The following is a 21,827-nucleotide window of genomic DNA, read 5'->3' as shown; positions in this document are numbered from 1 at the left end:
TTGCGCGCCTGCCATGAAACACATCCCCCTGCTGCTCTCCTGCTTGCTGCTCAGCGCCTGCGCCACGCAGGCGCCCACCGCCTACACCCTCAATTCGGGCGCCGAACGCACGCCGGAACAGTTGGCGGTGGTGTTCGAACACGCCGACCTGACCTTGCGCATCGACCCGGCCAGCCGCAGCATCGCCGGCGACGCGCGCCTGACCTTCCTGGCGACGCAGCCGATCTCGCACTTCGCGCTGGACCTGGACCGCAACCTGCCCGTCGATGCCATCGAGATCGACGGCAAGGCGCTGCGGCCGCAAGACTATGCCAACCCGGACGGGCGCCTGAGCATGACCTTGCCGGCCACCCTCGCGGCCGGCGCGCGCACCACCATCCGCGTCGTCTACCACGGCGTGCCGCACGTCGCCGTGAAGGCGCCGTGGGATGGCGGCATGGTGTGGTCGAGCACGGCCGATGGCGCGCCGTGGATCGCCAGCGCCGTGCAAGGCGAAGGCTGCGACCTGTTCTGGCCCTGCATCGACCACCCGATGGGCAAGGCCCAGCTGATCGACCAGCACATCCAGGTGCCGGCGCCGCTGGTGGCGGCCGGCAACGGCATCGCGCTTGGCATGGATGAGGCCGACGGCTGGCGCACCTGGCACTGGCGCGCCAAGCACCCGAGCACCTATGGCATCGCCCTCAACGTGGCGCCCTACCGCAGCCTGCAGGGCGAGTACGCCAGCCGCTACGGCAACCGCATCCCCCTGCAATTCTGGTATCTGCCGGAAAGCGAAGCCAAGGCGGGCGCCCTGTTCGCGGAATTGCCGCCCATGCTCAATTTTTTTGAAAGCGTCATCGGCCCCTACCCGTTTGGCGATGAAAAGGTCGGCATCGCCGAAACGCCGCACAAGGGCATGGAGCACCAGACCATCAATGCCTATGGCAACAAATTCGCCAAGACCAGCTATGGCTACGACGAACTGCTGCAGCATGAATTTGCGCACGAATGGTTCGGCAACCAGCTCACCAACAGCAACTGGGACGATATGTGGCTGCACGAAGGTTTCGGCACCTACATGCAACCGCTGTACATGCAATATCTGCGGGGGGAGCAGGAATATTTTGCTGCGTTGCAGCAAATGCGCGCCGGCATCGTCAACAAGGCGCCCATGGTCTCGGGCAAGCCGAAAAGCGAGGAAGAAGTCTACGACCTGAAAAAGGGCGGACCGGGCGGCGACATTTATGTGAAAGGGGCGCTGGTGCTGCACACCTTGCGCGGCCTGATCGGCGACGACGCCTTCTTCCGCGCCGTGCGCCTGCTCGTCTACGGCACGGAACAGCCGCAGCCGGGCCAGTTCCAGCCCCGCTATGGCAGCACGCAGGAATTCATGGCCATCGTCAACAAAGTCACGGGCAGCAATTACGACTGGTTCTTCCAGACCTATCTGTACCAGGCCGCACTGCCGGAGCTGTCCGCCGTGCGGGACGGCGACACCCTGCGCCTGCTGTGGAAGACGCCTGCCGACCTCGCCTTCCTGATGCCGGTGGAAGTGCGTATCGGCAAGGAAATCCATACCGTTTCCATGGCGCTGGGCTTTGGCGAACTGCCCCTGCCGGCTGGCGCCACGTACACGCTCGACCCGCGCTCGCGCGTGCTGCGGCGGGCCGAGCATATCGAAACCTTCCAGACATTCAGGGAAGAGCAAGCCAAGCGCAAGAAGAGCTGAGCTGCAGCAAGCCAGGGCGGCCGCTATTTCCGGAAACTGCGCACCGCGTCATTGGCATTGTCGGCAATGACTTTTTCCAGCTTCGGCTGTCCCGCATACTTGGCGGACAGCCGTTTCCATTGCCGCTGCGCCTGGCCGCAAAAAGCGGCCACGGCTTGCGTGATCTCGCGCTGGCGCGCCTTGTCGTTGTCATCCCACTCGCCGGCAAAATGTTCGCACATTTGCGCATGATCAATGAACTGCACCACGTCGCGCGGCAGCTTTTCCTCTGCCTGAACCAGCAAGGGCAGGCAGCACAGCGCGGCAGCGATCAACATTTTCATCGTGTGCCCTTACTTGCCGATGCAGAAACGGCTGAAAATCACGCCCAGCAGATCGTCAGGCGAAAACTCGCCCGTGATGCTCGACAGCTGCACTTGCGCCAGGCGCAGTTCTTCGGCAAACAAGTCCAGCGACTGGTCGTCCTGCGCCGCGTGTTCGGCGGCGATGTCCAGGTGCTTGCCGGCCGATTTGAGCGCGATCAAATGGCGTTCGCGCGCCAGGTACAGCGATTCGCCCGTCTGCTGCCAGCCGGCGATGCGCAACAGCTCGGCACGCAGCAAGTCGATGCCGATGTGCTCGTGCGCGGACAGATACACGTGGGTGGCGTCGGGCAGGCTGTCGACGCTGGGCTTGTGGCCCGACAGGTCGATCTTGTTCCACACGCGCACCACCGGCACGCCCTCGGGGAAGGCGGCGACGATGGTTTCATCGGCCAAGGTGGGGCCATGATCTGCGTCAAGCAAGTGCAGGATCACGTCGGCCTTGCCGATCTCGCCCCACGTGCGTTCGATGCCGATGCGCTCGACGGCGTCGATGGTGTCGCCCGCGCTGCGGATGCCGGCCGTGTCGATGATGTTGAGCGGAATGCCTTCGATCTGGATGGTTTCGCTGACCTTGTCGCGCGTGGTGCCGGCGATCGGCGTGACGATCGCCACGTCGGCGCCCGCCAGCGCGTTCAGCAACGATGATTTGCCCACGTTCGGCTGGCCCGCCAGCACGACATTGAGGCCTTCGCGCAGCAGCGCGCCCTGCGCCGCCTGCGCAAACACTTTATGCAACGCTGCGATGACGGCTTTCAATTGGCCGCGCGCATTCGATTTTTCCAGGAAGTCGATTTCCTCTTCCGGGAAGTCCAGGGTCGCCTCGACCAGCATGCGCAGTCCCGTCACCTGTTCGACCAGCGCGTGGATGGTGTTCGAAAACGCGCCCGACAGCGATTGCGAAGCGGACTTGGCGGCCGCTTCCGTGGAGGCGTCGATCAGGTCGGCCACGGCTTCGGCTTGCGCCAGATCAAGCTTGTCATTCAAAAACGCGCGACGCGTGAATTCGCCCGGTTCGGCCAGGCGCAAGCCGCTGTCACGGCCCGCTTCCAGCACGCGCGCCAGCAGCAGCTGCAGCACCACGGGGCCGCCGTGGCCCTGCAATTCCAGCACGTCTTCGCCCGTGTACGAATGCGGGCCCTTGAAATGGATGGCGATGCCCTGGTCGATGATGGCGCCGTCGCTTTCCGTGAATGGCAAATAGGTGGCGTGGCGCGGTTTCAGCGCCTGCGCGCCGAACAGGGCCGTCATTAACGGAGCGAGGTTTTTGCCGGAGGCGCGTACCACGCCGATGCCGCCGCGCCCGGGAGCGGTGGCGATGGCGGCGATAGGGGAAGAGTCGAGTTTCATGGGGATATTGTAGATTATTCGGGAAAGGCTGCGGGAGCCGCGCTATGTTCAGCGACAAACCGGGTGCACATGAAGGGGGCAGTGGAAAACCGGCAAAACCCACTTTTTTTGACATCGTAGCCACTGGGTACGATGTCAAAAAAAAGCCCGCGCGAGGCGGGCTTTCGATTCGCTGGCCGGACTTACTTGACGGCAGGCGCGTATTTCTTGGTGATCACCCATTGCTGGCCGATCGACAGGACGTTGTTGACGACCCAGTAGAGTACCAAGCCCGACGGGAAGAAGAAGAACATCACCGAAAATGCCAGTGGCATGAACAGCATCATCTTCGCTTGCATCGGATCGGCCGGGGCCGGGTTCAGCTTGGTCGTGATGAACATCGAGATCGCGTACAGCACGGGCAAGATGCACCATGGGTCATGCTGGGCCAGGTCGGTAATCCAGCCGATCCATGGCGCGCCGCGGATTTCCACGGACGCGTTCAAGACCCAGTACAGGGCGATAAAGACGGGCATCTGGATCAGGATCGGCAGGCAGCCGCCCAGCGGATTGATCTTTTCCGTCTTGTACAGCTCCATCGTGGCCTGGTTCATCTTTTGCGGATCGCCCTTGAAGCGTTCGCGGATCGCTTGCATCTTCGGCGTGACCAGTTTCATCTTCGCCATGCTGCGGTAGCCGGCGGCCGACAGCGGGAAGAACAGCAGCTTGATCAGGATCGTGAAGGCGATGATGGTCCAGCCCCAGTTGCCCAGCACGCTGTGGATCTGTTCCATGACCCAGAACATCGGCTTGGCGATGATGGTCAGCCAGCCATAATCCTTGACCAGTTCCAGGCCAGGCGAGACGTTTTCCAGCAGGTGCGCGATTTGCGGACCCGAGTACAGCTTGCTGTCCATGCTGGCCGAAGCGCCTGGCGCCAGGGTAGGCAGGGGCAGCACGTTGCCGATGGCGTACAGGTTGGGACCGACCTTCTTCGTGAAGATGTCGCGCTTGGCGTTCTCAGGCGGAACGAAAGCGGACACGAAGAAGTGTTGCGAAATCGCAAACCAGCCGCCATTCGCCGTCGCCGGGTGCAGGCCCTTCATGGCATTGTCGTTGCCCTTCTTCTCGTCTTCCAAGGCCGCTTTTTCGATTTTCTCGAACGTCAGCTTCTGGTACTTGTCTTGCGGCGTGTACAGGGTCGGGCCCGTGAAGCTGCTGTTGAAGAAGGAGTCGCCGACCGGCTTGTTGCCGTCATGCGTCAGTTGCAGATACAACTGCGGCGTGACAGGGGCCGCGCCCACGTTGGACACGTCATGGCGCACGTCGATGACGTAGTCGCCGCGCTTGAAGGTAAACGTCTTGGTCAGCTTGACGCCGCCTTCGACCGCTTCCATCACCAGTTGAATTTGCTTGCCATCGGCCAGGGTACGCACGCCAGGCTGCACGGTGAAACCGCTCGCATGGGTAGGGAAGGGACCGCCGACCAGGCCCGATTGCGCCAGGTAGGTATGGTTCGCGCCTTCGTCGAACAGCACTTCGTTTTGCTTGCCGTCGTCCGGCTGGCATACCTTGAACAGGCCGAAGCAGCCGCCAAACCAGCCAGGATTACCCGCGCCCTTGAATTTCAGCAATTCCAGACGCTTGACCTGGCCGCCCAGGGTGTCGATATCGACCTTGATGACGTCGGTGGTGATGGTAATCACTTCGCGCTTGAACGCGGCGGGATCGACAGCGTCACCCGGCAGGGCAGGCACGCCTGCCGCGGCTGGCAAGGCAGCCGTCTTGGCAGGGGTCGCAGGCGCCTTGGCGGTTTGTTCCGTGTTCGCGGAGAACATCGACGGCTTGCCGTTCGAGATCATCCATTCGTTCCAGAGAATTACCAGCGAGACGGAAAACACGATCCACAGGATGGTACGTTTATTGATATCCATTAGGGTATTTGTCAGGAGTGGTTGCAACCGCAAGCGGTCGTTGAAGATTGTTTGCAATCGGCCGGCGGCACCGGGTCGACGCCCCCTTCATTCCAGGGGTGGCAACGGCACAGGCGCTTGGCAGCCAGCAGGCTGCCCTTGGCAGTACCGTGCACGCGCAGCGCTTCCATCGCGTAATGCGAACAGCTCGGATAGAAACGGCAATTCTGTCCCAGCATGGGGCTGATCAGCAACTGATAAGCGCGCAGCAGGAACAGCAGCAGGGTTTTCATGGCGCGGATGGTGGTGGCGCAGCAACAGAACGGGCCTGGGCGGCGATTTGCGCCGCGAACAGGCGGCTCAATTCCTCGCGCAGCTCGGCTTTGAGCTGCGTCGTGGTGGCCGGGCCATCCTTGCTGTTGACGGCGCGCGACAAACGCACCACGCAGTCGACCGGCGGCATCGCGCTGTTGCGAAACAGCTCGCGCGTGACGCGCTTGATCGTGTTGCGGGTCGCCGCGCGCGGCGCGAAACGCTTGGCCACAACGACGCCCAGCCGCGCATGCGGCAATTGATTGTGTCGGGTGTACAGCACAAAATGCGCTGTTTTTTGCGAAGGGCGCAAACGAAAAACGGATGAAAATTCATCCGTTTTAACGATACGCCGAACGCGCGCGAAGTCGTGTGAACCTTCGCGTTGATTGCCGACTGGAGTACAGCTAGCCACGCGATCAGCTGTCAACGACAAGCCTAGACGGCCAGACGTTTGCGGCCCTTTGCGCGACGTGCGTTGAGCACATCACGGCCACCACGGGTAGCCATACGAGCGCGGAAGCCGTGCGTACGCTTGCGGCGAACGACGGAAGGTTGGTAAGTACGTTTCATGTTGGTCTCGCTAAAAACAAAAAAAATGCAAAATCGGGTCTGACGTCCCGTCAGTTTTTGGTGCCAATGACAATCGCGCACTTATGCCAAGGCACAAGCTGGCCAATCTCATCGCCCGCTTAATCCACGCTTAGTCCATATTGTCGTTCCAAATGAATAAACACGGAATACGGGCGGGGAACCCTGAATTATTCAGCATATGCCCCCCTCTTGTCAAGGATTGCCGTGATCGCCCGGAAATTTGCGCGCCGGCCCCCATCTGCCGGCAAGGCCCCGCCACAGGCCGCGCCAGCACTGCCTGTGACGGGATAACCGGGGGATAAGTCGCCTCTTATGCACACGGCGCCCCACCCCGCCACACAAAAATAACAGCCGTGCCTGTGGATAACTTTCGCAGTCGGGAGTAGAATAGCGCGTTACGTGTGGCGAGCCCTCGCGCGACGCCGGCCTTGCAACACGGTGAACGCAGGGCAGAATCGATACGCCCTCCCACACCTTTTCACATAGACATACATGGATAATTTCTGGCAGGCCTGTTCCGCGCAGTTGGAACTGGAGCTGACACCGCAACAATTCAGTGCGTGGATCAAACCGCTTATCCCTCTCGATTACGAAGAGGGCAAGCTGCGCATTGCTGCGCCCAATCGCTTCAAGCTCGATTGGGTCAAGACCCAGTTCGCCAGCCGCATCACTGCCCTGGCCATTCAGTACTTCGAAGCGCCGACGGAAGTGCAGTTCGTGCTCGACCCGCGCCTGGCCTTGCCGAAGAAACCCGTCACCGCCAGCACCCCGGCCAGCGATCCGAATGGCGGCGCGCCCAGCGCGCGCGCCGCGGAACCGCAGCCGAGCGTGCCGGAACTGAGCATCGGCGCCGCGCCGCGCCGCGAGCAGAGCCGCATCAACACCGACCTGACCTTCGACAGCTTCGTGACGGGTAAGGCCAACCAATTGGCGCGCGCCGCCGCCATCCAGGTGGCGAACAATCCGGGCGTGTCGTACAACCCGCTGTTCTTCTACGGCGGCGTCGGCCTGGGTAAGACCCACTTGATCCACGCCATCGGCAACCAGGTGATGGCCGACAATCCGGGCGCGAAGATCCGCTACATCCACGCAGAACAGTACGTTCGCGACGTAGTGACCGCTTACCAGCGCAAGGGTTTCGACGACTTCAAGCATTACTATCACTCGCTCGACATGCTGCTGATCGATGATATTCAATTCTTTGGCGGCAAGAGCCGCACGCAGGAAGAGTTCTTCTATGCCTTCGAGGCATTAATTGCCGCAAAGAAACAGATCATCATCACCTCGGATACGTATCCGAAGGAAATCACGGGCATGGACGACCGCCTGATCTCGCGCTTCGACTCGGGCCTGACGGTGGCCATCGAACCGCCGGAACTGGAAATGCGCGTGGCCATTCTGCTGAAAAAAGCCAAGCAGGAAGGCGTGACCTTCTCCGACGACGTGGCCTTCTTTGTCGCCAAGCACTTGCGTTCGAACGTGCGCGAACTGGAAGGCGCGCTGCGCAAGATCCTCGCGTATTCGCGTTTCCATGGCAAAGATATCACCATCGATATCGTCAAGGAAGCGCTGAAGGACTTGCTATCGGTGCAGAATCGCCAGATTTCCGTGGAAAACATCCAGAAAACGGTGGCCGACTTCTTCAATATCAAGGTTGCCGACATGTATTCGAAGCGCCGCCCCGCGAATATCGCCCGGCCGCGCCAGATCGCCATGTACCTGGCCAAGGAATTGACACAGAAGAGCCTGCCGGAAATCGGCGAGCTGTTCGGCGGCCGCGACCACACCACGGTGCTGCATGCCGTGCGCAAGATCGCGCTGGACCGTACCAAGAACCCGGAATGCAACCATGAATTGCATGTGCTGGAACAAACGTTAAAAGGCTAAGCGCCGCTTGGGCAAGGCTGGCTCAAAACGTGCTTTACCCTTATTATCTGGGAGAGCGCCGCAGCCGGCCTGCCGGGGCTCCCCTTGCAATGATTGTTAAATTACTACGTTAAACTTCATACCTATACATTGAGGATAAATATGCAATTGGTCAAAACCACCCGAGATACCCTTCTCCGGCCACTGCAGATCGTGAGCGGTATTGTCGAGCGTCGGCACACTATGCCGATTCTGGCCAATATCCTCATCCGCAAAGACGGTGAAAATGTCTCCTTCCTGTCGACCGACACCGAAGTGCAGATCACCACGCACGCGGAAATCGGTTCCGGCGCGGACGTCACCGGCACCACCGTGGCCGCGCGCAAGCTGCTGGACATCCTGCGCGCCCTGCCCGAATCGGGCGACGTCACGATGACCCTGCTGAACAAGCGCCTGACCGTGCAAACGGGCAAGTCGCGCTTCGCCCTGCAAACCCTGGCGGCGGAAGAGTTTCCAACCGTGCAACAAGCGGAAAGCTACAACGCGTCCGTCACCCTGCCCCAGAAAACCTTGAAGCACCTGTTCAACATGGTGCATTTCTCGATGGCGCAGCAAGACATCCGCTACTACCTGAACGGCTTGCTGCTGGTTCTGGATGGCAATAATGTCATCGCCGTGGCCACCGACGGCCACCGCCTGGCGTTTTGCCAGGTCGCTACCGAGCAGACGTTTGCGCGCCAGGAAGTGATTATTCCGCGCAAGACCATCATCGAACTGCAGCGCCTGCTGGAAGAGAACGATGAGCCGGTGCAGCTGGACATCGCCGCCAACCAGGTGAAACTGACCTTTGCCGACATCGAGCTGATCTCGAAGCTGGTGGAAGGCAAGTTCCCCGACTACACACGCGTGATTCCTAAAGGCTACAAAAACGACTTCACCATCGGCCGCGATGAACTGCTGCGCTCGCTGCAACGTGCCGCCATCATGACCAGCGACAAGTTCAAGGGCGTGCGCTGCATCATCACCCCGGGCAGCATGAAGATCAGCTCGACCAATGCGGACCAGGAAGAAGCCGTCGAAGAGCTGGAAATCGACTACGGCGGCGATTCCGTCGACATCGGCTTCAACGTGACGTATCTGCTGGACGTGCTGAACAACCTGAAATGCGAATACGTCAACATCGCGCTGGGCGACTCGAACTCGTCCGCCCTGATCTCCATCCCTGACAACGCGGACTTCAAGTACGTTGTCATGCCGATGCGCATTTAAGCGTAACCCAATGCAAAACTGGGGTCTGATCCGACAGGGTCAGGCCCCGCAATCAGCAATCGTTATTTGAGAAAGCAGTCCATGTCCGAGAATCCACAAGACACCCCGATCCAGGCCAAAACGGAAGAATACGGCGCCGCCTCCATCCAGATCCTGGAAGGCCTGGAAGCCGTACGCAAACGCCCGGGCATGTACATTGGCGACACCTCGGACGGCACCGGCTTGCACCATCTGGTATTCGAAGTGCTGGACAACTCGATCGATGAATCGCTGGCCGGCCACTGCACGGAAATCCACGTCACCATCCACAGCGACAATTCCATCTCGATCACCGACAATGGCCGCGGCGTGCCAACCGGCCTGAAAATGGACGACAAGCACGATCCGAAGCGTTCGGCGGCGGAAATCGTCATGACCGAACTGCACGCGGGCGGCAAGTTCGACCAGAACTCGTACAAAGTATCGGGCGGTTTGCATGGCGTGGGTGTGTCCTGCGTCAATGGTCTGTCGAAATTACTGAAACTGACCATCCGCCGCGACGGCAAAGTGCATCACATGGAATTCGTGCGCGGCGTGCCGCAAGACCGCCAGATCGTCATGGTCGGCGACATCGCCACCTCGCCGATCAAGGTCATCGGCGAAACGGACAAGCGCGGCACCGACGTGCATTTCTGGGCCGACGAAGAAATCTTCACGCACGTGGAATTCCACTACGAAATCCTGGCCAAGCGCATCCGCGAACTGTCCTTCCTGAACAATGGCGTCAACATCAAGTTGTCGGACCAGCGCACGGGCAAGGAAGAAGTCTTCGCCTTCGAAGGCGGCACGCGCGGCTTCGTCGAATACATCAACAAGGCCAAATCGGTCTTGCACCCGACCATTTTCCAGGCCACGGGCGAGCGCATGTCGGACCAGAACACGAATATCTCGGTCGACGTATCGATGCAGTGGAACGATGCCTACAATGAACAGGTGCTGTGCTTCACGAATAACATCCCGCAACGCGACGGCGGCACCCACCTGACGGGCTTGCGCGCGGCGATGACGCGCGTGATCAACAAATACATCGATGAACACGAGTTCGCCAAGAAGGCGAAAGTGGAAATCAACGGCGACGACATGCGCGAAGGCTTGACCTGCGTCCTGTCCGTGAAAGTGCCGGAACCGAAATTCTCGTCGCAGACGAAAGACAAGCTGGTGTCGTCGGAAGTGCGCGGCCCCGTCGAAGAAATCGTCGCCAAGACGCTGGCTGATTACCTGCAAGAAAAACCGAACGACGCCAAGATCATTTGCGGCAAGATCGTCGAAGCGGCGCGCGCCCGCGAAGCGGCCCGCAAGGCCCGCGACTTGACGCGCCGCAAAGGCATCATGGACGGCCTGGGCCTGTCGGCCAAGCTGGCCGACTGCCAGGAAAAAGACCCCGCCCTGTGCGAACTGTACATCGTCGAGGGTGACTCGGCAGGTGGCTCGGCAAAACAAGGGCGCGACCGCAAGTTCCAGGCGATCCTGCCGCTGCGCGGTAAAGTCTTGAACGTGGAAAAAGCCCGTTTCGAAAAAATGCTGTCGTCGGAGCAGATCACCACGCTGATCGCCACGCTCGGCACCTCGATCGGACCGGACGAATTCAACGTCGAGAAACTGCGCTACCACCGCATCATCATCATGACCGATGCGGACGTCGACGGCGCCCACATCCGTACCCTGCTGCTGACCCTGTTCTACCGCCAGATGCCGCAACTGGTCGAGCGCGGCCACATCTACATCGCCCAACCGCCGCTGTACAAGGTGAAAGCGGGCCGCGACGAGCGCTATCTGAAAGATGACGCCGAGGAAGCGAGCTACATGATGACCGTGGCGCTGAACACGGCCGTGCTGGTGCCGCGCGAAGGCGCGGAAGGCATTTCCGGCGAAACGCTGACGGAACTGGTGCGCAAGTTCAACCTGTCGAACACCATCATGACGCGTCTGACGCGCGTCATCGACCGCGCCGCCCTGACGGCCATCATGACCGGCGTGCAGCTGGACCTGTCGACCCTGGACCTGGCGGAAACGTCCGCCCTGGCCCTGCAGACGGCCATCAACGACAGCGCCGTGCGCGTGCATGTGCGTTCCGACGACTTGTCGGAAAAACACAAACTGCACATCGAGCGCATGTACCACGGTAACGTCAAAGTGACGGCCATCGACGCCGACTTCGTGCAAGGCCCGGACTACGCCGTGCTGAGCAGCGGCGCCGCCACCTTCGAAGGCTTGATCGGCGAAGGCGCGTTTGTGCGCCGCGGCGAAGGCGAGCGCATCAAGGAAATCGCCGTGGTCGACTTCCACCAGGCCATGCAATGGCTGCGCGACGAAGCCGAACGCACCGTCTCGAAACAGCGCTACAAAGGTCTGGGCGAAATGAACCCGGATCAACTGTGGGAAACGACGATGGACCCGACCGTGCGCCGCTTGTTAAAAGTGCAGATCGAAGACGCGATTGCGGCAGATCAAATCTTCACGACCTTGATGGGCGACGACGTGGAACCACGCCGCGCCTTCATCGAAAACAACGCGCTGCGCGCAGGCAATATCGACGTGTAAGCTGTCGGGTGACACGGAAAGTGAAAAATGTGCCAGGTTAGTGAAAAACTGCTGACACAGATAATGAAAAAAGGTGTGTGGTGACAGGGAATCCGCCTCGATCGGCTTTTCCTGTCACCAAGTGGCGGCCGGTCCTTGCCGGCTGATGCCGGCAAGGACTCCGGTCAGCTGGTGGCGCTCATCGCACACCAGTAGGCCGCCGCTGTGACTTTCTGAAATTAATGCGACGTTCGTTGAAATTGATGCGACGCCAATAACGAGGCGTAAAAAAACCGGCAGGTGTGCCGGTTTGAGTTATTGGCGTTTTCCTTGGACCGTAAGGAGCGCTGATAGTACACCGTTGTAGTTTTCTTAGACTTGCGCGAAGCCGTCCTCAGTCAGGGTGTACCAGCCTGCGAGCTTTTGAAAAATCCACCCTTTTTTCAGCCATCGAGGCAAGCGCAGCGTTGAGATCATCAGCGCGGAACGGAGCCGGATTTCCAACCATCAAGTCCGTTAGTACAATTCCCTTGATGCTCTCTCCTGGACGTGTTCCCTTTTCGGCAAAAACATCGAGGATCGCACGTTCCGCATCTTCCAAAGTGGGCAATGAAGCCATTTTTGTTCCTTAAAGTAGGCTACCGGCCGTAGCGGGGCGCATCACGCCATTTTCGTAAGCCAAGCACCGCGCCCGACCCTCTCATCGGTAAAGCCGGCTCAAGACCGGCGTGCGTGCTACGGAGGAATATCCTTCCTGGTATTACGGTTGATGAAAGCTTGGCAGTGGCTGAGCCTCCCAACGTGCAGCGACTCTCTCTGACGTTAGCTTACGCCAAGCCATTCTCTTTCAGTGTCTGCTCCCCAGCTGGAGTAAGCTTAAGCACTCCTTTGTCATCTGGATAGATGAAGCTGAACTGCTGCATACGGTACAGCGCCTCATCGCTGACAGGCACTCCACGAACCCATTCGGCGAGAGTCAAAATCCAAGGTGACGGTTCATTCTGATTTTGGTTTTGTGTCATTTTTAAACCGCTACTAGGCGGCGTTCAAGTCGTCGGCAACCGGCCGGCTCGGTGCACCAGGTGGCGCGGATCTTCCGTTTCTTACAACCGAATAGAGCGCGGCGCCGGCAGGTCACCACGGCGCTCGATGCCAACCGCTGGCGCGCCTGCCGGTGCCGCCGTCGACGGCGGCCACCAACTCGTGCCCTCGCCGCGCGGCCTGGCCCAGCCGTTCCGGCATGGTCACACGCGTCGCACCAGGTTGTGCGGCCGCTGTCGCCACAGACCACACCGCGCAGGGCGCGGAAGCGGCATAGCCGCCTTGCTGCTAACCGCCTTGGCTTTTGCTGGTCCGCAGGGCGGCCCAGCGGCACGCCCGCCACGCTGCCTACGGCCGCGCCTAGCGTGCCGGATGATGCGCCGAAAGTTTGCACTATTCGTGTCACATCCACCGTATTTCGAAGTTAGTGAAAAAAGGCTCCGTGGAGCCTTTTTTCACTTCAATTACCGTCGAACTTATGATTGCTGAGCCATCAAAAGTCTAATATGTGTGGAAACAGCACCGACGCCTCCCCTGGCATCCAAAATGTGGACAAAAAAGTTTGTTCAGACTGATGCGTTACCAATATCCGGCGTCTTCTCCGAATCGTCTTCTTGTTTCATTGGCCGGTCCTGTTCTGTCCAAGGAGGGACGAACACTAAGGGAAGGTCAGTCTGGGGTTCTGGTGTCAAGTCAACCCAAAGCCAATCCACCAGTGCAGGCGGTGGGCCAGCAAATGGTTGGTCGCGCCAATGCTTCTCCCAGTGATGCAGGCGGTTGAGGAAGGGCTTAGTTGACTCACCAAGTAATCCGCTGAATTGTTCGGCAAGTTTTGTCGGATCTATCACTTGTGGGTCAATGACCCTTCCTGCCACGCCACGCTGCTCCAGCCTTTCAAGTAGTGTAGTAATTGCCATAAATTGAGACTTCTCGAAATCAATATGCTCGGCTTGGCTGAGGTGACGTCCGGGTTGGACGGGAATCCCCTTTTGTTGAATAGTTTCAGCAATTGGTAGGTAAGCGACTAACTGAAGTGGGACTGGCAATGCCTGCTGCCGTGGTCGTCCTTCATTCATGTTGGCGGGGTCAATATCCGCGATTACTACGGCTTGCTCAGTGTCGCCAAGTGCGTCGTCCTTAGAGTTATAAAAGATCCCTCTAGACCACCCATGATATGGGGTTTGCGGCTGGATACCAGGGATGTTGGTGCTAAACTCCCAGCTCTTCCGACCAATAAAACAACTACCTCCTATTGACAGCTTTTTCCCGACGGCATTGCAGAAAACAGTAGTGATTCCGCCAGCTAAAATCGCTGCTTGGCCAAAGCACCAATAATCGGCGGAGCGCGTCGACATCGCTGGTACAACTAGGACTGTGCGCCGATATAAACTATCTCGGTGTACACTGATACCTAAGTGACTTGCCAGCGCCCTAACGTCTCTTAGTACGGTTTCCTCTGCTTCTTTTGCATCGAGATTTCCTCCAAAGCGTATGACGAGTTTCTGATACTCACTCGCAAGTCCGCCGTAGTTTATGGGACTCATAGGGAGGAAAAGCTCTGAGCATACAAGTTCGGCAATACACTGCAAGCTCTTAGATTGAGTTATCAGTTCTAAAACCCTGGTAGCTGGGATATCTTTCTTCCCTCCATCGCTCGTGGAGATCCGCAGCGCAAGATTGTTGAGCAACTTGTCGATGGAGAAAAGCGGTTCCCATTGACCCATGCGCGGGTTTATGCACTCCTCAGCGGCATTGGATGCGTATTTTTTCGCGCGAGAGAATGACGCGACATGGAACTGGTCTTGGTATCTAATTGGGGCTAGCAAGGTTAATATAGCGCTGCGTTCCCAACTGTAGTCAGGCTTCGAACCACGAGAATGTATGTGCTTGGAGTAGTCCTCTATTCCGAGAATTTCTTTGTGTGCTTCCGTAAAGCCGGGCTCACTCGCGTTACCGAAGAGGCGATAAGTACCGGCAATAATGTTGAGATCAAGGCTTCGATCCTTTAAGCTGGTCCTAAGCCATTTGATTGTCTCTGGGCGTACCGAATACTCAGGGAGAACCAGCAAGTTCACGGAGAACTGCTGGCAGCAGCGCAGGACCTGCTCCAATAAACGCTGCCGCCTAAATTCGGCCCAACTTGGCAACTGCGCGACTTCAGTCCAGCTTTCGATGTACTCAGAGTCTTTAGAAAACTTCGCTGCTTGTTTCGCTTTCGCCGTGAAGTTGCCGAATTCTTTTTCTTGAACGAACGTTGGTAATGCGATGTCATAGATTGGATGCCGATAACTGTCGGCGACATTCCATTGCATGATCGCTATTCGAATATGCCCCTCGCTTCGACTGTTTCGTCTCATCCAGCAGGTTGTTTGGAGACTACCCAGGCGAGCGCGAATCTCGTTGACAGTCTTTTGAGGCGCGGCTCTGGTCTCTGTCTCTTCACCTTCGCTTTCAGTTTTCGTGCTTTGAGCCTTTGGTTCTTGCGGGATGGACGCATCAATCCTTTGGCCTGAGAGGGATTCCTGCGCAGTCGCGACAGGTATGAGATCGCGTTCAATCTCAGCTTGGTCGCTTGACGTGTGTTCAACGCGGATTTTTTCGGAACCCACTTCAAACTCTTGACTACCCAGAAGCGTAGCAAGGCGTTTGCCCCGAGCCGATATCGAGACTAACGCTCCGTCCAGATTTCGTGTCTCTGTCCATTTACGAAGGATACGGCCATTGGCCGGAATTTCCTCTGGCGCGGCGCCGTCCGTTATTGCGATTCGCCAGGCTGGGAATGACCATGTTTCTCCCTTTTCGTCAGTAAATTGCTTTTCCCTTGGTTCGAATCTCCAGGCGGCGGTGGCATTGGAAACGCGTAAGCCGCATTTCCTATCGAGCATTTCAAGTGTTTCCACGAGCTCTTTGAAATTAAAGGAATTGGTAGGCTCGACCTCAAAATGCTCAAAAGGCCAGTTCTCAACTTCAGTATCATTTCCTTCGATACTTACGGATGCTCCTAGTGATAAGAATTGTGCAATTTTCCTAATTCGGTTTTCATCGAGAGTGCTCCAATCCACAAATGATGTGCGGTATTCATCATCGAGGAATCCAAGACGGCCCGCGACAATAATTAGCCATCCAAGTGGCGTGACGAATTCGAAAGCCGCCTGGGAACGGCCCTCGCGCATCGCGTCGGTGAATCGGAGAACTAAGGCAGCATATGAATACTCAGATGAATCGTTGCAACATACAGCACTTTCGATTTCCCATCGAGACTCGATTTCTGGATTTCTAGAAAGTGTCCATTTTCCGTGAATTCCGTCACTTTCAAGTTCAAAGGCTAATGCGCGAAGCCACTCCGTTATAACAAGCACTCGCAAGCCATAGATATAGGCATCCCAGCTAATATCCTTTGGATCAGTGGCTCCCTCGATTCGAGTCAATAGATGATTCCAGGCTGACGGTGCAGCTCGCCAAACTGGTGCTTGTTGCGGTCCACTTGAAGGCGGAAGGTACTGTGCCCAACCTAGCGGCATTCTGCTGCTAACGTCGCGTGAAATTCGATGCAGAATGTCAGGAAGGGCACCGGGGAGATTGAGATCCGGAGCTGTCGCAAATCGGCGACTCATCGTCCTTGTTTCCATCTCGCATGCAAGTACATATGCAATCCCAGAAACAACGTCGTCGGTCTCAGGGTAGTTTCTAAGTAACTGCAACGAGCGTTCCAGCGTTGCCGGCATGTGAGGTTTGTTTGCCCGTCGTGGCAGGTATTCTCCCCTGCTGTAGTGCCCTCTCAATTTCCGGAGCACATTTCGCAGTAAGTGGCGATCAGGCGCATAAGAGTCCGTAGCATCATTAGTGGGTATTTCCAAAGCGGAGAACCGATCCAGTTCGTCCACAAATCCGAGTGCGTCAGTTAGAGTAACGCCAACTCTCCAGTACGCACCATTCTCTTTTGGGATGTCATAACTCTTTAGTCCACGTGATCCGTCTCGGACATATGCAATCCCGCTCACCTTTTCTCTAAGTACTGGACTACAAATTAGTGTTACTTTGATTCGTTCGTCGCCAGCATACTGGAACCAATGGTTGATGGCTAGGTTCGCCCACGTGGCGACATACTCGGTCCCTTTGTTGAGACTATCCTGGTAGTGGTTAAGACGTGCAATTGCGTCAAATACATCGGCGACCCACCGTAATTGTGAGTTTGACGACGGAGGCACACTTGGTTTTACTAATACATTGGCAGGACAATCTTGATCCCAGGGTGCAGATGCAGAATTTACGTCCAATTGGCTAGATGGAGTCCAGCCCAGTTTAACTCTCAGTGGTTCTGCGCCAGGGGACGCCATCAGAAGAATTGGCGGGGCGAACTCTATTTGCTCTTGCTCTTCATTTGAGCTTTCGGATTTCACAGAAAACCATTCGATGGTCTCTACTGGGCTTGTCATCTCGGTATCTGACGGAACTAGAAGTGCCAAGATTTCGGATGTCGGAACGCCCGGTAGTGCAGGTACCATCAATCTAATTTTTGATGGGTCCCCAAGGGGTAGAAGATGCTCCCGCACCGCCAACAAGTCTGCTACTCGATTTCGGGGAGTAATAGAGACGAATGTTGCTAACGCTATTTGTAGCAGGTCCTTTCGGCTATGCACTTCGCCGATTCTTGCTGCGCTTTCGCTCTTGGGACACAGTGCCTCCAAAATTGTCAGGAAGTCTATTGTGAGCTCGGACTCTCCTGATTGCTTAGCGCGAGCTAACAGCTCGTCAATTTCAGGGGAGGTCTCGAGCAAGGGATCTGGAGGAGTCTTGCCTTTCTCAATTACTGAAAGTGATGAATCAGAGCCCAGCCGTACAAAAGCGTCGTGAAGCCAAAGTAGGGCGTCCCGTAGGTCGTTCTTGTCCTTGTCATCCTGGCCACTTTGAGCGCTTGAAACCGGTGGCGCCCGTTTACAGGTTTCTGCATCGGTAATTTGAGCTCGTCGCAATGAGATTCGGAAATGACTAATTTCACTTTCGAGCTGCATGAGCGGTAGGTCAGCGGAATCAGCATTTCCTGGAGCGAGGCGATCTGCTTTCCAGCGCATACCAAGGGCACGTTGCCAGAACATCCTACGCAGGTTCATCACTCCAAGCCCCCAACTACTTGGAGCCAAAGCGCTCGTGGACTCTTCAAATAACGAAATGAACTTGTCTGTTTTCGCCAACGATGCGACTCGAGCGATGAGTTTAATTCGTCTTTGGTTTGCTTCGAAACTAAGGGATTCTTCGCCCCAGTGCGCTGATTCAAGTAGTTTTTCTAAACCTTCCAATGCATAAAATGCAGGGTCATCCCAAGGACACTGTTTTGGATCAAGTACCCAGGTTGCGCCCGCTGTTACCTCGCTCCAGCCCTTCCAGTATTTTTGGAAGAGTCCATCCGCAGTTTGCGCATTCTCCTCGTCGGCCGCCCAATACCAGATCCATCGAGCCGCCTTTCCTAGCTCGGAAGGGCGCAAGTCGTCTGAGCGCAATGCGGTTGTTATTTGATCTAACAGGCGATCGCTAACTGCGTGGTAGAGCGTGTGATCTCTAAGTAGCTGTAATGCGGCATACCGTTTCGGTGGCGCAGCTGCAAGCGAATACCAACCAAGGTCACCATCCCCTGCTGGAAGCAGAGTAATTTCGCCAATTGGTCCAGATGCAGCTAGTGCTCGTCCGTCCGTAAGATGGCGAGAAAACTGTTCTGGCGACATTGGCTCAACTACCTCCTTTGAAACCAATTCAATTTGTAAAGAACGGGCTTCGTTTTCAGCAGCGGCTCGCAAGGCACCAAGGATTTCCGCGCTATCAGCAAGTATGACGATGTCGTCAACATAACGTGCGAATCCCGCACGCGTTTCTTCGGATGAATTGAATTTGGCCACGCAGTCACGTAGAGCGCGATCCATGGGGAATAACGCAACGGAAGCGAGCCAAGCCGATAAGACTGGCCCTTGAGGAATGCCTTTTTCGTTGCTCGGTGAAGGTGTCGTTTCGCCGTTCGCAGGGTGATAATACGTTGTATCAAAACTCTGATCCAACAACCAATCCAGTACAGCTTGTATTCTTTCGTCCGATCCGTAGGGTGCAAACCAAGGGGCGAAGTCGGTTGCATTTGTTAGCCTCTTGAATGCTGTGTCGAGAGGGAGCCGAAGGGAATTTCGAACAACCGATTTACGCAATTCGTCGTAATAGCGCTTGACGTCGAGGCGTACCATATACACCTGAGTCATCTTGGAGCCTTGGCGCGTTACTGAGCCAATAAAGTCCTTCCAGCAATCAAAATACGGGCGGAATATTCCAGATTCGCCTGAAGGTTGGCGTCCTTCAAGGACATCCATATCGATCTGATAGGCAAAGCTAAATACTTCTGTACTTTCGAAACCGTAACCAGTGGTGCGGGCCCGATTTGTATTTCGTTCGAATCGAACGGCGGGTATGGCGCTGCTAAATGACTCACCAATTGGCTTATCGTATCGCTCCGTAAGCAATTCGTTCATCAAATATTGTTGCGCGATAAGGTCCTCCGGACAGGCAATCGTCTTGACCCTGGGTTGCAATTTTCCGAAGCCACGTGAAACAAATACTGCGTCCAGCGGTTCCATTGGAAAGAATTTTTTTTGCTTGAGTCGCGCCTTAATGCCCTCATTGAAAGTGGTGGCCGCCATATCAATGCGTCGCCAGGCCGCTACATCTGTAGGGAGCTCGCCACGCCGTATCCCAGACTCAGCAAGTTCGCGTGCAAGATTGAGTCTTGCATGCTCATCATTGATAGATGTAGGTCTAATTAACCTATCCTCGGATGAGTCACCAGCTGGTTGCTTGGCGAAGCGGATCAAATCGCTGTACCACTTTGCCGCTACTTGGGATGTTTGCCCAGGAAGTACGCTGATTCGCTCCCAAAGATCTCCGACCAGTCGCAGGGCAGAAAGTACAGCTTGGAATCGTCGACTGAGTGAAATTAGTTCCCACTTCGCATCGATTAATATGTCGTCTGGAGTAATTCCTAGCTCATCCGCCAATATGGCGACGATTGCAGGATGATGCCACGCGATTATTGACGCATAAGCCTCTTGAGCATCAAGAGTGCTGCGGAGGAATTCGTCTGGGTCTTTCGGAATGACAGCACCTGCGACTCCCGCTTGAATAACTGGCCAAACAAACAAGGGCTCAATCCGAAAATCGCGGTCCACCTCAAGTATTTTTCGGAGAAGACTAGCTGCACCTCTAAGCCCAGCAGTATCTCTGTCGAGAAACACCCCTAGCCGCAACGAGAATCCGTTGGGCAGGTCTTTTGCGATCTGCATCATCAGTCTGCATTGCTGCTCGGAAACTTGGGCACCAAGAATTCCCACGGCAGGGAGCCCCAGAGTTTGAAGGCGCAACGTGTCCATTAGCCCTTCGCAGACATACAGCGTGGCATATTGATCGCCAGGCTTCAGTGACTCTCGTAGGAGTCGCACCGCTGTTGCGAAACCATATAGGACGTTAGACTTGGGAAGGTTTGGCGTATAGAGGTACTTGGGCGACTTGCTTTCATTTGTGAGCTTTCGGCCTGCGAAACCGACTAAAGTACCGTTGCTCTCTCTGATTGGAAAGATGATTCGAGAATCAAAGAAGAAATCGCGAAATTGACGACCAAGATTGAGATATCCTTCGGAAGCGCTTGGCTTTGGGCCTTCTGAGCGGCTATCCGTTTTTACCAGTCCAATGTCTTCCAACTTACCTAATAGCTCCCGAGCCTCAGCGTAACTCTCAGAGGCGGCAATATGATTCACCAAGACTTTTTGACCGGCATATACAAGGTCCCCAAGGACCGGGTTTGCATGGTCAAACGCCCGATCATGGAGCCATTCATGAAGAAAAATCTTGTTATTCGCCTGTTTGTAGATTTCATCAGCAAGGTCAAATCCGCTTTTTGAGGTTTCCTTGCTCTGTGCGGCACCTGCCTTCGTGGCGGGCATTGAGGCATCAGTTTTGATTCCGTATTCTTTGGCGAGCCAAAGTACGGCCTCTTCAAAATTCAGCCCCTTACGGGCTTCAGTGAGTTTGAAAAGATCGGCGGTAGCATTGCAGACAAAACAGTGATAATGCTGACGGTTTGTTCCTGACCCGTCATAGAAGGTCATTGAGGGATTGGAATCTTCATGGAATTGACACTGCGCAAGGATTGTCTTGCCAGTACGTTTGATTGGGATGGCAAGTCTCTCTGTCAACTCGACGAGATCGACAGAGTTCACCAACTGCTGAATAATCGTGGTCAACCTTTTTGCCATTTAGCTCTCCAAGCCAGTTTCGTATCAGAACTATTCTATTTCAATTTTTGTAATATCTCCTAGAAGTAAATTTCGAGGGTAACAGCCTTCGCGATAGAGGATAGGGCGATTTTATAAGCCGAGGTTGGAAGTGGTGCTTGCCAGTGTGATTTCCTCGTCACCGAAAAAGCTACATAGTACCTATGTGTCTAGTTACCAACGCTTTTGACCTTTACGCTCAATTTCCGCTTTGGGGCATAAACCGACATATCGGCCAACTCGCTATCCATGAAAGCAAGTGGTGGTGACTCACGAACACAGGCGGCGGCACTTCATGCGAATAGCGGCGGTCCTGATGAGAAATTCACGGCCTGACTAATGGGTGACAAGTCCCGAATCCAACGAACGATTGGCCCAGGCGTTCTCGAACAACACATTTCAGATAGGGAGGCCAGGCCGCACAAAAATATAATTTGACTCTTCTTTAAGCCAAAAATGCTATAAACAGTAAAGGTAAATTTTAGGGCGTCTATAGGCGACTAGCAGACCAAAGTGGCATACTTTGGCGGCCAAAATAAGCTATATTTTTCAAATACTTACGACAATCACC

The 21,827-nt window shown here is 56.2% G+C and carries 13 protein-coding genes; 4 read left to right on the top strand and 9 right to left on the bottom strand.

Going from position 1 to position 21,827, the window contains the following annotated elements; translation table 11 throughout:
• Positions 1-13 precede the first annotated feature (13 nt).
• Positions 14-1,711, top strand: coding sequence for a M1 family metallopeptidase (locus tag CLU94_RS14860; RefSeq protein ID WP_099666168.1), 1,698 nt, complete (start codon positions 14-16; stop codon positions 1,709-1,711).
• A 23-nt stretch (positions 1,712-1,734) separates the two neighbouring features.
• On the opposite strand, the gene CLU94_RS14855 is transcribed toward CLU94_RS14860, so the two are convergent.
• From CLU94_RS14855 to rpmH, 6 genes are all read right to left on the bottom strand, one after another.
• Positions 1,735-2,034: a hypothetical protein gene (locus CLU94_RS14855; protein ID WP_143451424.1), complete on the bottom strand. Its 300-nt coding sequence runs from the start codon at positions 2,032-2,034 to the stop codon at positions 1,735-1,737.
• Between the two features lie 9 nt (positions 2,035-2,043).
• Positions 2,044-3,423, bottom strand: a complete 1,380-nt coding sequence (gene mnmE, locus CLU94_RS14850; protein ID WP_099666166.1) for a tRNA uridine-5-carboxymethylaminomethyl(34) synthesis GTPase MnmE — start codon at positions 3,421-3,423, stop codon at positions 2,044-2,046.
• Positions 3,424-3,605: 182 nt separating this feature from the next.
• Positions 3,606-5,336: a membrane protein insertase YidC gene (yidC, locus tag CLU94_RS14845; protein WP_077408891.1), complete on the bottom strand. Its 1,731-nt coding sequence runs from the start codon at positions 5,334-5,336 to the stop codon at positions 3,606-3,608.
• An 11-nt stretch (positions 5,337-5,347) separates the two neighbouring features.
• Positions 5,348-5,608: a membrane protein insertion efficiency factor YidD gene (gene yidD, locus CLU94_RS14840; RefSeq protein WP_010401993.1), complete on the bottom strand. Its 261-nt coding sequence runs from the start codon at positions 5,606-5,608 to the stop codon at positions 5,348-5,350.
• Positions 5,605-6,042 carry a ribonuclease P protein component gene (gene rnpA, locus CLU94_RS14835; protein WP_099380766.1) on the bottom strand — a complete coding sequence of 146 codons (438 nt, stop codon included), beginning with the start codon at positions 6,040-6,042 and terminating at the stop codon, positions 5,605-5,607. Before rnpA ends, yidD begins: the two co-directional genes overlap by 4 nt.
• 23 nt (positions 6,043-6,065) lie before the next feature.
• Positions 6,066-6,200 (bottom strand): 50S ribosomal protein L34, encoded by a 135-nt coding sequence (rpmH, locus tag CLU94_RS14830; RefSeq protein WP_010401996.1) that lies wholly within the window; start codon positions 6,198-6,200, stop codon positions 6,066-6,068.
• 513 nt (positions 6,201-6,713) lie between these two features.
• On the opposite strand from rpmH, the gene dnaA reads away from it, so the two are divergent.
• The 3 genes from dnaA to gyrB all read left to right on the top strand — a co-directional run bounded on the left by dnaA (position 6,714) and on the right by gyrB (position 11,936).
• A complete protein-coding gene (dnaA, locus tag CLU94_RS14825; RefSeq protein ID WP_034781304.1) occupies positions 6,714-8,108 on the top strand; it encodes a chromosomal replication initiator protein DnaA in 1,395 nt (464 codons plus the stop codon).
• Between the two features lie 141 nt (positions 8,109-8,249).
• Positions 8,250-9,356: a DNA polymerase III subunit beta gene (gene dnaN, locus CLU94_RS14820; protein WP_034754341.1), complete on the top strand. Its 1,107-nt coding sequence runs from the start codon at positions 8,250-8,252 to the stop codon at positions 9,354-9,356.
• Between the two features lie 81 nt (positions 9,357-9,437).
• On the top strand, positions 9,438-11,936 hold the full coding sequence (gyrB, locus tag CLU94_RS14815) for a DNA topoisomerase (ATP-hydrolyzing) subunit B (RefSeq protein ID WP_099666165.1): 2,499 nt from the start codon (positions 9,438-9,440) through the stop codon (positions 11,934-11,936).
• A gap of 373 nt (positions 11,937-12,309) precedes the next feature.
• On the opposite strand, the gene CLU94_RS28050 is transcribed toward gyrB, so the two are convergent.
• The 3 genes from CLU94_RS28050 to CLU94_RS14810 form a co-directional block, all read right to left on the bottom strand.
• On the bottom strand, positions 12,310-12,534 hold the full coding sequence (locus tag CLU94_RS28050; RefSeq protein WP_143451422.1) for a hypothetical protein: 225 nt from the start codon (positions 12,532-12,534) through the stop codon (positions 12,310-12,312).
• A gap of 208 nt (positions 12,535-12,742) precedes the next feature.
• Positions 12,743-12,937 carry a hypothetical protein gene (locus tag CLU94_RS28045; protein WP_143451421.1) on the bottom strand — a complete coding sequence of 65 codons (195 nt, stop codon included), beginning with the start codon at positions 12,935-12,937 and terminating at the stop codon, positions 12,743-12,745.
• Positions 12,938-13,522: 585 nt separating this feature from the next.
• Positions 13,523-21,238, bottom strand: coding sequence for a CHC2 zinc finger domain-containing protein (locus CLU94_RS14810; protein WP_099666164.1), 7,716 nt, complete (start codon positions 21,236-21,238; stop codon positions 13,523-13,525).
• Positions 21,239-21,827: the final 589 nt, after the last annotated feature.

This window comes from Janthinobacterium sp. 13 (genome assembly GCF_002749695.1).
In the GTDB taxonomy this organism is placed as follows: Bacteria; Pseudomonadota; Gammaproteobacteria; order Burkholderiales; family Burkholderiaceae_D; genus Janthinobacterium; species Janthinobacterium kumbetense.
This window is presented reverse-complemented; position numbering and strand designations above follow the sequence as displayed.

What these genes read in the sequence shown, in the direction of transcription:
- CLU94_RS14855 (WP_143451424.1), bottom strand. Translation starts at nt 2,034, where the DNA reads ATGAAAATGTTGATCGCTGCCGCGCTGTGCTGCCTGCCCTTGCTGGTT.
- CLU94_RS14860 (WP_099666168.1), top strand. Translation starts at nt 14, where the DNA reads ATGAAACACATCCCCCTGCTGCTCTCCTGCTTGCTGCTCAGCGCCTGC.
- rpmH (WP_010401996.1), bottom strand. Translation starts at nt 6,200, where the DNA reads ATGAAACGTACTTACCAACCTTCCGTCGTTCGCCGCAAGCGTACGCAC.
- yidD (WP_010401993.1), bottom strand. Translation starts at nt 5,608, where the DNA reads ATGAAAACCCTGCTGCTGTTCCTGCTGCGCGCTTATCAGTTGCTGATC.
- yidC (WP_077408891.1), bottom strand. Translation starts at nt 5,336, where the DNA reads ATGGATATCAATAAACGTACCATCCTGTGGATCGTGTTTTCCGTCTCG.
- CLU94_RS14810 (WP_099666164.1), bottom strand. Translation starts at nt 21,238, where the DNA reads ATGGCAAAAAGGTTGACCACGATTATTCAGCAGTTGGTGAACTCTGTC.
- CLU94_RS28045 (WP_143451421.1), bottom strand. Translation starts at nt 12,937, where the DNA reads ATGACACAAAACCAAAATCAGAATGAACCGTCACCTTGGATTTTGACT.
- gyrB (WP_099666165.1), top strand. Translation starts at nt 9,438, where the DNA reads ATGTCCGAGAATCCACAAGACACCCCGATCCAGGCCAAAACGGAAGAA.
- dnaN (WP_034754341.1), top strand. Translation starts at nt 8,250, where the DNA reads ATGCAATTGGTCAAAACCACCCGAGATACCCTTCTCCGGCCACTGCAG.
- CLU94_RS28050 (WP_143451422.1), bottom strand. Translation starts at nt 12,534, where the DNA reads ATGGCTTCATTGCCCACTTTGGAAGATGCGGAACGTGCGATCCTCGAT.
- mnmE (WP_099666166.1), bottom strand. Translation starts at nt 3,423, where the DNA reads ATGAAACTCGACTCTTCCCCTATCGCCGCCATCGCCACCGCTCCCGGG.
- dnaA (WP_034781304.1), top strand. Translation starts at nt 6,714, where the DNA reads ATGGATAATTTCTGGCAGGCCTGTTCCGCGCAGTTGGAACTGGAGCTG.